The organism is Acinetobacter sp. ANC 4636 (genome assembly GCF_054454555.1).
Map to the genome: position 1 here is coordinate 188,267 of NZ_JBTKVD010000002.1, position 14,049 is coordinate 202,315.

Sequence of the window (14,049 nt, forward strand, 5' to 3'; positions counted from 1 at the left end):
CCTTTGAAGTGATTTATACAGTATAGTTTTATACTGGGAGTTGATAATACATCTTAGCTTTTATAATAATAAAAATAGTTACTACTATGCAAAAAAGCGACCTATAGGTCGCTTTTATACAAAAATAAATTATTATTGAACTGCTTTAGGTAAATATTTTGCTAGAGTTCCTGGTGCAGGAACTGAAACTTGTCCATTAGACGCAATCACCGCAGCAACTGTTTGATCTGCAATTTTGCTAGAAATACCTGCATGATATTTAATAGAAACGTCACATCCTTTATCAGAACGTAAAGTACTAGTCACTGTTACAGTTGAGTACTTACCACCCTGTACTGTGCTACCACAAGTACCATTTTGTAGATTATCACTCACATCAGCTTTTAAACCATCAATCAGCACAAAACCTTCAGAAGCTTGTGAGCGAGCGATATAGTCTTGATATGCAGGAATCGCAATCGCAGCCAAAATACCAATGATCGCAACAACGATCATCAATTCAATTAAAGTAAAACCCTTTTGAGCGTTCATCAACATTCTCCGAAAATCATGGAAGTTATTTTGTTTGTATAATTTACTTATACAATTTGTTTGTGCACTAATCATAGCACAGACTGTGCCAGCTTTTTAATAGCTTTGATTTTAAAAGATTTAATTTTTTGTTCTGTTTTTAATCTTTAAAACCTAACACTTTCGTAACACACATAAGGCAAAAAGTGACATTTTTTGTCAATTAATACCTTAATTTCTTATTTTTTGATTAAAATCAAATCAAAAAATAAGAAATTATAGCAAAATAGGCTCATCTGCTAACTCATTCAAGCTTGTAACAGTCGGTTGCTGAGCATAAAAATATTGTAAAATTTTCCCGATCTGCTCCACTCCAATTTGTAGGGCTTTCAAATACTGTTCATGTTTAATCAGCTCAATCATTTGATTACAAATTTGATCCCACATTTCTTGAGAAGCAGCTTGCTGTAAACCACGATCAAAAAGCAATTCAATCCGCCGCTCACATAAATTCAAGTATAAGAGTACACCACTATTCAACGCAGTATCCCAAACACCCAGCTCAGCAAATAGCTGACATGCTCGACCATAAGTCGTGTACCGATAAGCCAAATGACTAGGTAACTTAGCCTCAATCACCACCTGAATCTCTCCACTATGCCCTAGCTCTGCCTGCTGTACAGCATGGGTAATTTGCTCACGATCCTGCATAGAAAAATAGTCAGAACGCATTGAGACATAGAAAAGATGTTTCAACCAACGTCTGAGGCTTCTCGAGGCAGGCAAAGATCTCGCCGAGGTTACAATATGGGCTGTTCGCTTGAGTTGTATTACCATGAACCTGATGCTCCTCCACCGCCAAAACCACCGCCAAAACCACCGCCACCACCTCGGTAGCGTCCACCGTCTTGTGAGCCTGTACCACCAGTTGCCATAGACAATCCCAACTGGAAAATAAGCTGTGCCAAAGAAGTAATGAGTAGAAAAAATACAATTATTCCAGCCGCTAAGCTCATCAAAATCCCCACGCTCGCAACCCAACCTGCAATAATAGTTGCAACCGCTGCTAGCACTGCACTAATCCCATCACCAACAATCAATGATGCAACCACACCTACGATAAGAATCACCACAACATAAGACAGCATTTTTGCATAGGATTGCTGTTTAAGCAGTGCTTCTGCATGCTGTTGCTTTAACTGGTTAGCAGCTTGCTTCGCAAGTTCTGGGTCTTGATTCAGGATTTGAATAATGGCATCTAAACCTGCCTGAATACCTTTTGCATATTGTTGCTGTTTAAATAGTGGCGTCATTTGCTCACGGATAATTCGACTAAGTACAACATCAGGTAAAACGCCTTCCAAGCCATAACCTGTCAAAATTTGTATACGATGATCGTTGATCGCGACCACCATCAACAAACCGTTGTCTTGCTGACTTCGCCCCAATTTCCACTGTTCAGCAACACGCATGGCGTAATCAAAAATATCCTGCTGACCCGTTGTTGGAACAATCAAAATGCCAATCTGCGCTTTCTGCTGCTGATATACCGTCAAAATCTTTTGGGTTAAGGCTTGCCGCTCTGTAGCGGTCAATACGTGAGCCTGATCCAGTACAGGTAAGGCAATCGTACTTGCTTCGGATATAGCAGAATCATCAGCCCAAAGAAGCTGGCCACTCCAACATATAAGCATCCATAAACACAATATTCGGCTGATCTGCAACATCGCGGCCACCTTCTCAATCAGAATGAAACTGTTGGTGCTTTGTCTGCCCCTGTTTCAGCACTAAAGTTAGGGCGAGTTTTCATGCCGATCACTTTTGCTGTCAATGATTGTGGAAACTGGCGTACATAGGTATTGTAATCCTGCACAGTTGAAATATAGCGTTTACGCGCGACTGCTATGCGATTTTCAGTTCCTTCGAGTTGCGCCTGCAAATCTAAAAATTGCTGATCGGCTTTTAAATCAGGATAGTTTTCTGAGACTGCAATTAAACGTGAAAGTGCTGAACCAAGTTGAGCTTGCGCCTGTTGGAATTTTTGAAAAGCGGCTGGGTCTTGTAAGGTTTGCGCATCGATTTTTAAACTTGCCACACTGGCGCGTGCTTGTGTGACTTGGACTAAAACATCTTTTTCATGCTTGGCATAGCCTTTCACCACATTGACCAGATTTGGCACAAGATCGGCACGGCGCTGATACTGATTTTCAACTTCTGACCATGCTGCATTGACCGCCTCATCTTTGGCCTGCAAGCTGTTATAGCCACAGCCCGAAACCAGTAGCGTTGTGGTGAGCAAGATCGTCAATGCCATTCGTTTGATTAAGCCCATATGTCATATCCGTATTATTGTTATTTAATATTTTCAATTTATTGTATGTGATTATTTTATCAACAGCTACTTTTTTATAGATACAAAAAACCCCAATCGAAATTGGGGTTTTGATGATATTCAGATTTGATGCTAATTAAACATCAAGATAATCCAGAATGCCTTCTGCTGCCTGACGACCTTCCCAAATCGCGGTCACGACAAGGTCAGAACCACGAACCATGTCACCACCTGCAAAGATTTTCGGGTTTGAAGTCTGGAATTTGAATTCCTGCTGTTCAGCAGCAACCACACGACCTGAACCATCCATCACAATGTTGACATCATCAAACCAGTCAGCTGGGCTTGGACGGAAACCAAATGCCAACAGGACTGCATCTGCAGGTAGAATTTCTTCTGAACCAGGTACTGGTTCTGGGCTACGGCGACCACGGCTATCAGGTTCACCCAATTGCGTTGTCACAACTTTAATGCCTGTTACTTTTCCATTTTCACCGACAACTTCAATTGGTTGACGGTTAAACAGGAAGTTTACGCCTTCTTCGCGCGCATTGTTCACTTCACGACGCGAACCAGGCATGTTCGCTTCATCACGACGGTATGCACAAGTAACTTCAGCTGCGCCTTGACGAATCGAAGTACGGTTACAGTCCATCGCGGTGTCACCACCACCCAGTACGATCACCTTCTTGCCTTCCATACTGATGTATTCAGCCGCATCTTTTTCCCAACCTTGGCAACGATTCACGTTGGCAATCAGGAAATCAAGTGCGTCATGCACACCTTCAAGGTCTTCACCAGGGAAACCACCTTTCATATAGGTGTAAGTTCCCATGCCCATGAAGATAGCATCGTACTCTTCAAGTAATTGCGCAATCGTGACATCTTTACCAATTTCGGTATTTAAACGGAAATCAATGCCCATGCCGTGGAAAATTTCACGGCGACGTTTCATGACGTCTTTTTCCATTTTGAATTCTGGAATACCAAAAGTCAGCAAACCACCAATTTCAGGGCGCTTGTCAAATACAACAGGTTTTACACCATTACGCACTAAAATGTCCGCACAGCCTAAACCTGCTGGTCCTGCACCAATAATGGCAACTTTTTTGTCAGTCCATTTCACGCTTGACATATCTGGACGCCAGCCCAAAGCAAAGGCGGTGTCATTGATATATTTTTCAGCATTACCAATGGTTACTGCACCAAAACCGTCATTGAGGGTACATGCCCCTTCACATAAACGATCCTGTGGACAAACACGACCACAAACCTCTGGCAAGGTATTGGTTTGGTGACACAATTCCGCCGCTTGAAAAATACGACCTTCAGAAATCAGCTTTAACCAGTTCGGAATATAGTTATGCACTGGGCATTTCCATTCACAGTACGGGTTCCCACATCCCAAACAACGGTGTGTTTGGTTTTGGGCAATTTCCGCAGTAAATGGCTTATAAATTTCCACAAACTCTGCTTTGCGGACAGTAATATCTTTTTTCTCTGGATCTTGGCGTGCTACATCCAGAAATTGAAAGTCATTATTTAGGCGCTCTGCCATTGTTCTCTCCGTGGGCAAGTGTGAATAACCTACTTGGTTAATCACACCGACCTGTCAATCTTGAGTAGTGGAATTATTGAGGATCAGCTTTCATTTTTTTCAACAAAGTCTGGAAGTTGGCAGCTTTTGGTTTCACTAACCAGAACTTACGACTGTAGAAATCAAACTCATTGCGGATCTTATACGCCCAAGCACTACCTGTTTCAGCAATATGCTCATCCAGAATACGAAGCAAGAACTCTTGATGATCTTCCATCGATTCGGTTGAAATACGAGTCAAGTCAATCAACTCGTGGTTATAGTAGTCTACAAAGTCATTGTCAAGGTCAAGTACATAAGCAAAACCACCTGTCATACCTGCACCGAAGTTATGACCGACTTTACCCAGTACGGTTACAATACCACCTGTCATATATTCACAGCAGTGGTCGCCTGCACCTTCAATTACCGCAAACGCGCCTGAGTTACGTACTGCGAAACGTTCACCCGCAGTACCTGCTGCAAACAACTTACCGCCAGTTGCACCGTACAAGCAAGTGTTACCAATGATTGCGGTATTTTGTGTCTGGAATGGTGAACCTTTTGGTGGGAAGATCGACACGCGGCCGCCTGCCATACCTTTACCAACATAGTCGTTGGCGTCACCTTCAAGTTTAATATGTAAACCACCTGCGTTCCAAACACCGAGAGACTGACCCGCTGTACCTGTCAAATTCAAGATGACAGGATGCGCTTCCATACTCAAATCGCCATAACGACGTGCGATTTCGCCAGATAAACGTGCACCAATCGAACGGTCACAGTTGCTGACTGTATAAGAGAACTCACCACCCTGACCAGACTCAATTACAGAAAGCGTTTCAGTGATCATCTTCTCAGCCAATACACCTTTATCGAAAGGTTCATTGCCCTGAACTTGGCAATACTGTGCTTTACCTTCAGCCGATGGATGTGAAGTCAACAATGCACTTAAATCAAGATGTGCATGTTTGTCTGTTTCACCTGGCAACACTTCAAGTAAGTCAACACGACCAATCAAGTCTTTCAGTGAAGCAACGCCAAGTGCTGCCAACCATTCACGCGTTTCTTCAGCAATAAATTTGAAGAAGTTGATGAGCATTTCTGGTTCGCCAATATAGTGCTCTTGACGTAAATGATCTTGTTGAGTTGCAACACCAGTTGCACAGTTGTTCAAGTGACAAATACGTAGATATTTACAACCTAATGCAATCATTGGTGTTGAACCAAAACCAAAGCTCTCAGCACCCAAAATTGCTGCCTTGATAACATCAAGACCAGTTTTTAAACCACCATCAGTTTGTACGCGTACTTTGCCACGCAAGTCGTTTACACGAAGTGCTTGATGCGCTTCAGACAGACCCAATTCCCATGGAGAACCCGCATGGTGAATTGAAGACAATGGTGATGCTGCTGTACCACCGTCATAACCTGAAATGGTAATGAAGTCAGCATAAGCTTTCGCAACACCTGCGGCAATCGTACCCACGCCCGGCTCAGATACCAGTTTCACTGATACCATCGCTTTTGGATTGACCTGTTTTAAGTCAAAGATGAGCTGTGACAAATCTTCAATTGAGTAAATGTCATGATGCGGTGGCGGAGAAATCAAGGTCACGCCCGGTACAGAGTAACGTAAACGCGCAATCAGGCTGTTGACTTTACCACCCGGTAACTGACCACCTTCACCCGGTTTTGCACCTTGCGCCACTTTAATTTGCAACACTTCTGCTGAAGTTAAATATGCAGGTGTTACACCAAAACGACCAGACGCGATCTGTTTGATTTTCGAGTTACGAATCGTGCCGTAACGTGCAGGATCTTCACCGCCTTCACCCGAGTTCGAACGACCACCGATGGTATTCATGGCAATCGCAATCGCTTCATGCGCTTCAGGAGACAATGCACCTAAAGACATCCCCGCTGAGTCAAAGCGCGGAAGAATTTCTTCAACCGATTCAACTTGGTCCAGTGCAATCGAGTTCGAGGTTTTTAACTTGAATAAGTCACGGATCGTTGTGACTGGGCGGTTATTTACCAGTTCTGCATATTCTTTAAAATCTTCGTATTTACCTGAACGTACAGATTTATGTAAAGCATTGATCACGTCTGGGTTAAACGCGTGATATTCCTTACCAAATACGAATTTCAACATACCGCCTTGGTCAATTGGCTTACGGTTTTTCCACGCCGAATCAGCCAGTTTTTTCTGGTCATTTTCAAGATCAACAAATGTTGCACCCTGAATACGGCTTGGTACACCTGTAAAGCACTGATCCACAACTTCTCGAGATAAACCAACTGCTTCAAACAATTGACCACCACGATAAGATGCAACGGTTGAAATCCCCATTTTAGAGAGAACTTTCAATAAGCCTTTTTCAATGCCTTTACGGAAGTTAGCTTGTGCGTGAATTGGATCACCGAGCAACTCGCCTTTTGCAACCAAGTCATTGATCACATCATATGCCAAATATGGATAGATCGCTGTCGCGCCAAAGCCCAAGATCACCGCAAACTGATGCGGGTCACGTGCAACTGCAGTTTCCAAAATCAAGTTGGCATCGGTACGCAAACCTGTTTTGCTTAAATAATGATGAATCGCACCTGTTGCTAGCACAGCATTGGCTGGTAAATAACCTTCACGGATTTTCTTATCCGAAATCACCAATAAAGTTTTGCCGTTACGAACAGCCTGTGCCGCTTCTTCACAAATACGTGTAATCGCAGCTTGCAAACCTTCAGATTCAGGATAGTTCAGGTCGATATCAGCAATCTCGTAACCTTTACGACCTAAAGTACGCAACTGATGCATTTTTGAATTTGTAAGCACTGGGCTTGAGATGATCAAACGATCAGCATGTTCAGGGCTTTGTTCAAATACGTTTTGCTCACGTCCCATGCAAGTTTCAAGCGACATCACAATCGATTCACGTAATGGGTCGATTGGCGGGTTAGTCACCTGAGCAAACTGCTGACGGAAGAAATCGGATACATGGCGCACTTGACGTGACAATACTGCCATTGGGGTATCATCCCCCATTGAACCGACAGCTTCCTGACCACTTTCTGCAATCGGACGCAATAACTGATCACGTTCTTCAAAAGTGACCATAAACATTTTTTGCGCCGCTTTCAGCTGGTCACCTGTTAAACCTTTATTACTTAAATGCTCTTCAAGCTCAGGACTACCTTGTAAACGCACCGCATTTTCACGTAACCACTGACGGTATGGACGCATTTTTTTCAGGTGGTTGTTTACATCACTGGTTTCAAGCAATTTACCTGTAACAGTGTCGATCACCAAGATTTGACCAGGTCCTACACGACCTTTTGAAATCACATCTTCAGGTTCGTAGTCCCAAACCCCAATTTCTGATGCAAGAGTCATGTAACCATTTTTGGTAATCACCCAACGTGCTGGGCGTAGACCGTTACGGTCAAGCATACAAATCGCATGGCGACCATCCTGAATTACAAGACCTGCTGGGCCATCCCATGCTTCCATATGTTTTGAGTTAAACTCATAGAATGCACGTAAGTCTGCATCTAAAGTTTCAACGTTTTGCCATGCTGGTGGTACAAGCATACGTAATGCACGGAACAAGTCCATACCACCGCCAACCAGAATCTCAAGCATATTATCGAGGCTTGAAGAATCTGAGCCTGTCAAGTTCACTAGCGGGTTAAGCTCTGTTAAACCTGGCAATAACGGGTTTTCAAATTTTGGAGTACGCGCCAAAGCCCAGTTACGGTTTGCAGTAATGGTATTAATTTCACCATTATGAGCTAAATAACGGAATGGTTGAGCCAATTGCCAACGCGGCAATGTGTTGGTTGAGAAGCGTTGATGGAATACGACAATATGAGATTCTAAACGCTCATCGGCAAGGTCTGTATAGAAGTCAGCAATTGCTGCTGGCATCATTAAGCCTTTATAAGTAATGACATTTGAGCTTAATGTTGTCACATAAAATGAAGCATCATTATATAATTTTTCTTCTGCACGACGGCGTGCCATGAACAGTTTGCGGTTGAATTCAACTTCGCTCACACCCATTGGGCAGTTTACAATCACTTGTTCAAATACAGGCAAAGATTGTAATGCAATCTCACCAAGTACTTCGGTATTGGTTGGCACAACACGCCAAGCCAGTACTCGTAAGCCTTCATCATCCAGCTCTTTGGTGAGCACATTTTTTGAATGTTGCGCTAAAGCAGGGTCAATATTTAGAAAAACAGTACCTACAGCAAAAATTTCGCTTAAAGTTACATCACTGAGTTTCTTGGCTTCTTCGCGGAAAAAGGCTTTGGGCATGGCTAATAATAAGCCACATCCATCTCCGGTTTTACCATCGGCGGCAATCCCACCACGGTGCGTCATGCAACTTAAACTATGAATTGCAGTTTTCACAAGGTGATGACTTGCATCTCCCTGCATATGGGCAATAAGCCCAAATCCACAGTTATCCTTAAACTCATCAGGTTGATATAAACCTTGAGCGGGAGCTACAGTATTTGGCGATGGCATGTGCATAGCGTACCCTTCTTTTCAACATTGCTCGAATGAGCATTACATATTTCAAATTCCCTTGGCGGCTTAGGCCTCAGACCTCGCAGCAAGCGCGCAGACAGCTCTCAAGAATAGCCTTTTTTAGACTAATCTTGCATTACTTTTGTGACAAAAATATGCTTTTTCTGCGTGACACTTTGGTCGTGTCTGGACTGGAAGCTATTACGCCCACATTGAATCTCTTTGCTCCAAAATAAGGACAATTAACTCAACTCATGCACCATTTAAGCAAAAAATATGCCAAACAATACAATTAACATATAAAGTTCTTATATTTCATATAAATAAACTCAAAAAACATCATAAATCAGCTTTAACACTCTCAAAATTACGCACTATTTTTGTGCATTATTTGTGTCTTGATTATTTTTTGCCTTATTTTAGAACTTTTTTCACACAGTTAGGTTTTTTTAAGTTGCACTAAAATATAGCATTTTTATTTTTTAACGCGGTACTGAAGCCTCTAAACCTGCTGACTGGGTCACACTCACCACATTCCCGTCTCGATCATGACGGGTAATTGTCGTTTGTAAAGCATGGGAAACAGGCGCAACAACAGATGTCGACTTGGCTTTAGGCACAATCGCAGGTGGAGGTATCACTGCTGGCTCTAACTGGATGGAATACAGCTTCTGATTTGACAGCTCTTCTGCTCCCATATCATTTACCCAGTCGGTATAATCTTTAAATTGCACTATTTTTGGGTGAATCGATTTAGGTAAACCTAAATTTAATGACTGTAACTGTTGTTCAGCATCAGCTTCTCCAGTATAGACACCATAGAGCAAAACATAGCGCTCAGGTTGATGCTCAGCAGCTAAACGCAAATAAGTAAATTTATTACGATCTGGTCGTTTTTCTAGAAAATCTAGAATGATTTCCTCTTTACTGGTGATAAAAAGTTCCAGACTATAATTGTTGAGATTTTCCTGAAGAAAATGTGTACCACGAAATTCAGCACTATGCTGACCAGAAGCAACTACACGTGTCGTTTGTTGCAATGGGCGCACTTCATTGACCATCACGCCCAAATTTGGAATTGCAGATAATTTTTCAGCCTGAAACTGCGGCTGAACATCTTCTTCAACAGGTGTAGTAGAAGCTTGTTTTAATGGCTGTGTATTGATTAAAAATAAACAAGCACCAGCAATCACCAAGCAGACTCCCCCACCGATCAATAAAATCCGACGTATTATGGTTGTATCTGCAGGGTGCTGTTCTAACATGCTTATGCCTTTTCCTGATTTGCCAAAATTGCCTGCTGCATTAACTCGACATCAAAGTCTTTAGTAATGATTGCCTGCCCCAATTGACGCATTAATACTAAACGCAACTGTCCATTCAAAACTTTTTTATCATGTGACATAAATGATAAAAACTCATCGAGTGGAATTGCAGGGCATTTTATCGGTAACTTGGCACGCTGAATAATATTTTTTGTGCGCGTAACATCTGCTTCCGAAAGCCAGCCCAAACGCCACGATAAATCCGCAGCCATGACCATCCCTGTTGCAACTGCCTCGCCATGCAGCCAAACACCATAACCCAGATAAGATTCAATCGCATGACCAAATGTATGACCCAGATTAAGTAATGCACGCTCACCTTGCTCTTTTTCATCATTGGCAACAATACGTGCTTTATGGGCACAAGAGCGATAAACAGCTTCAGCAAGTAAAGTTTCATCCCCTGCAACCAGTACATCGATATGCTGTTCAAGCCATGTCAAAAATTCAACATCACCCAAAAGTGCATATTTAATCACTTCTGCCAAACCCGCAGATAATTCACGTGGTGGCAATGTTTTGAGCTGCGCCATATCAGCAAGGACAACTTGTGGCTGCTTAAATGCCCCAATCATGTTCTTACCTAATGGATGATTAATCCCTGTTTTTCCACCAACACTTGAGTCCACCTGAGAAAGTAAGGTAGTTGGCACTTGTATAAAATACACGCCACGTTGGAAACTGGCTGCTGCAAAACCTGCCATATCACCAACGACACCACCACCCAATGCAAGTACAGTACAATCGCGGTTAAAACCAGATGACAATAACGCATCAAAAATCAGATTAAGATGCTCAATATTTTTATACTGCTCACCGTCTGGCAAAATACAATGTGCAACCGTTTTACCTAAATTATGTAATGCTTGCTCATAATGCTGCAAATATAGAGGCGCAACCATATCATTTGAGACAATCATGACTTGCTTACCGAAAATATAAGGTGCGAGTAACTGCTCAGGGTCAAGTTGACTACCAATATAGATCGGGTAACGACGATCACCCAATTCGACATATAACGTTTGCATATTAAAACCAGAAAATATTTAAATTGAATAATTTACAGCAATATCCTTCAGGATTTTTTGCGCCAGTTCCCGAGCGCCTCCCTGATGAGTATCAATCACGTAGTGTGCAATTTCCCGATACAAAGGATCGCGCAAAGTCAGTAAATCTTGCAGGCGTTTTTCGGGGTTTTCGACTTGTAACAAAGGACGGTTTTTATCACGGTAGGTTCTTTGCAACTGCACTTCTACAGGTGCAAATAAATAAACCACAATGCCTCGCTGATGTAAGGCATTGCGATTTGGCAATTGAGTAACAACTCCACCACCTGTTGCGAGCACCAAATTAGAACGTCTGGTCAATTCATCAATGACCAACTGTTCTCGCTGACGAAAACCCAGTTCACCTTCTTTTTCAAAAATCCAAGGAATCGAAGCACCTGTTTTTCGTTCAATTTCGTGATCACTATCGACAAACTCACGACCTAACAGTTCTGCAAGATGTCGACCAACAGTCGTCTTTCCAGCCCCCATGGGCCCTACCAAGTAAATATTTGGCAGGGTATTGAATGCTTTGTTTGGCAAGGAGCCACCTTTTCAATTACAGCAATAATTTTATATTAATGATTTCTAGAAACAGTGTCATCTACAATTCGTGGTGTAATGAAAATCAGTAACTCATTCTTGCTATCACTCGTAGTCTTGGTCTTGAATAAATTACCAATCCAAGGCAAGTCACCAAAGAACGGAACTTTATTGACATCATTTTGATGCGTATCTTCATAAATACCACCAAGCACCACAGTTTCACCATTATTCACCAAGACATTGGTTTGTAAAGCATTGGTATCAATTACATAACCCGCACTTGTCAATGACCCTACAGTATCCTTGGTAATCTTCAATTTCATTTGAACATTACCATCTGGAGTAATACTTGGAGTGACATTTAACTCAAGATTAGCATCCTGAAAAGTTGTGGTGGTTCCATTATTTGCACTGGTTGTTGAATATGGGATTTTCGTACCCGACTTGATAATCGCTTCCTGCTTATCACCTGTCATGACTTTTGGTGTCGAAATCACTTCACCCTGACCATCTGCCTGTAATGCAGAAAGCTCTAAAGTCAGTAAGCTATCAGCGGTATTAATTAAACCAAAAGCTATACTTGCAGGACTAGAACCTGTACTTGAACTTGATGCGCCCAAGTCTACGTTTAAGTTATTTGTGCTCGCACTTGTTAAACCCAAGCTCTTATATAATGGGGACATAGCACCAATATTATCAGTATTGCTTGCTACGCTCGTACTATTATTGGATAGAAAGCCCCATTTTACCCCAATCGACTTAGAGAAACTTGTTGTTGCTCGAACCACACGTGCTTCGATCATGACTTGCTTCACAGGTAAATCGATCTGTTTAATAATATTTTTGAGCTGTTCAATTTTCTCGGCGGTATCACTCATAATCACCGTATTGGTACGAGTGTCTATAACAATCGAACCACGACTGCTTAAGAGAGAGCGCATACCATCATCTGTAGATGAATTATTCGCTTTATTTCTGTTGTTAGCATCTTCAATCATTGTTTTGACATCAGCTGCCTTCACATAATTCAGCTGCATGGTCTCAGTCTGTAAAGGTGAAAGTTTAACAGACTGAGCATATGCTTTAGCGGCATCTTCTTCTGATTTAAGTAGCTCTGGGACAGGAGCAACCCAAATCACATTACCATTTCTACGTTTATCCAAGTTCTTGGATTTCATAATAATGTCGAGAGCCTGATCCCAAGGAACATCCTTTAGACGTAAGGTAATATTACCCTGAACACTATCCGATGCCACAATATTCACGCCAGTAAAATCAGCCAGTAACTGTAAAACTCGGCGCACTTCAATATCTTGGAAATCCAGAGAAATCTTTTTGCCAGTGTATTTATGACCTAAGTGAGGCTGGGCATTTGCTGTGGTCGTTTCTTTTTTGGCGACACTAATAATTAAACGGTTATCGGTTTGATATGCCATATAATCAAAGCTACCATTTGCCTGAATATTAATGACCCCATTACGCCCTTCATTAAAAGCATCCACAGAGGATACTGGCGTTGAAAAATCATTCACATTTAAGCGGCGAGCCAATCCTGTCGGAATTTTATTACCAAGAAAACGCACAACAATTTTACTGCCTTGTTGTTTCACATCGACAGGCGTATTTGGATTTGACAAATCAATCACAACTTGCCCTTCGCCTTTATCGCCACGATGAAAGTCAACATTATTCACACCTTGAGAAGGTGGCATGATGGCTGGAGCAATATTTTCTAATTGTGGTGTAGAAGCATTATTAATTTTTAAAATAAAGGTATTACCTTCTACACGCGTGGTAAATGCACCTGCTTTTTTGAGATTAACAGTCAGGCGAGCGCGTTGGGCATCTGCTGCCAAATCTACAGAACTTGCCTCGGTCGTTGAAACAGGAATTGAACTTTGCTTGAGCGTTTGTGTTGCTTTATCAAAATCCAGAATCAAACGTGATGGCTGATCAACCTGATAGGCTTGTGGTTGTGGTGGCAAGCCATTGAACATGACTCGAATTTCAGTGCCCTGTCCAGGAATTTGCAAAGGCACAACATTCGTAATTGCAACAGTAGCATTTGCAATTTGAACCATTGCCATTGCCACGGTACCTAAAGCAAATTGATGAATAAATGGCTTCATTCGTTGCGTATCCCCAAATTTTTTTACAGATTTTTTCATTATTATTCCCCA

The 14,049-nt window shown here is 42.1% G+C and carries 10 protein-coding genes; all 10 read right to left on the reverse strand.

Annotated features, from left to right (window positions below):
- Positions 1-132 precede the first annotated feature (132 nt).
- Positions 133-531 carry a pilin gene (locus tag ACX1N5_RS03055; protein ID WP_458799612.1) on the reverse strand — a complete coding sequence of 133 codons (399 nt, stop codon included), beginning with the start codon at positions 529-531 and terminating at the stop codon, positions 133-135.
- 255 nt (positions 532-786) lie between these two features.
- A complete protein-coding gene (locus ACX1N5_RS03060; protein ID WP_458799610.1) occupies positions 787-1,347 on the reverse strand; it encodes a TPM domain-containing protein in 561 nt (186 codons plus the stop codon).
- Positions 1,341-2,204: a TPM domain-containing protein gene (locus ACX1N5_RS03065; RefSeq protein WP_458799859.1), complete on the reverse strand. Its 864-nt coding sequence runs from the start codon at positions 2,202-2,204 to the stop codon at positions 1,341-1,343. The genes ACX1N5_RS03060 and ACX1N5_RS03065 overlap by 7 nt, the downstream gene beginning before the upstream one ends.
- A gap of 50 nt (positions 2,205-2,254) precedes the next feature.
- Positions 2,255-2,842, reverse strand: coding sequence for a LemA family protein (locus tag ACX1N5_RS03070; protein ID WP_458799608.1), 588 nt, complete (start codon positions 2,840-2,842; stop codon positions 2,255-2,257).
- Positions 2,843-2,978: 136 nt separating this feature from the next.
- On the reverse strand, positions 2,979-4,400 hold the full coding sequence (locus tag ACX1N5_RS03075; protein ID WP_458799606.1) for an FAD-dependent oxidoreductase: 1,422 nt from the start codon (positions 4,398-4,400) through the stop codon (positions 2,979-2,981).
- Positions 4,401-4,473: 73 nt separating this feature from the next.
- Positions 4,474-8,949 carry a glutamate synthase large subunit gene (gene gltB / locus ACX1N5_RS03080; protein ID WP_458799604.1) on the reverse strand — a complete coding sequence of 1,492 codons (4,476 nt, stop codon included), beginning with the start codon at positions 8,947-8,949 and terminating at the stop codon, positions 4,474-4,476.
- Positions 8,950-9,434: 485 nt separating this feature from the next.
- Complete coding sequence (locus ACX1N5_RS03085; protein ID WP_458799602.1) at positions 9,435-10,217, reverse strand: hypothetical protein; 783 nt, start codon at positions 10,215-10,217, stop codon at positions 9,435-9,437.
- 2 nt (positions 10,218-10,219) lie between these two features.
- A complete protein-coding gene (gene aroB, locus ACX1N5_RS03090; RefSeq protein WP_458799600.1) occupies positions 10,220-11,305 on the reverse strand; it encodes a 3-dehydroquinate synthase in 1,086 nt (361 codons plus the stop codon).
- Between the two features lie 18 nt (positions 11,306-11,323).
- Positions 11,324-11,866 (reverse strand): shikimate kinase AroK, encoded by a 543-nt coding sequence (gene aroK / locus ACX1N5_RS03095; protein WP_004754546.1) that lies wholly within the window; start codon positions 11,864-11,866, stop codon positions 11,324-11,326.
- A 35-nt stretch (positions 11,867-11,901) separates the two neighbouring features.
- Entirely contained in the window at positions 11,902-14,037 is a 2,136-nt protein-coding gene (locus ACX1N5_RS03100) for a type IV pilus secretin PilQ (RefSeq protein WP_458799598.1), read from the reverse strand.
- Between the last annotated feature and the right edge of the window lie 12 nt (positions 14,038-14,049).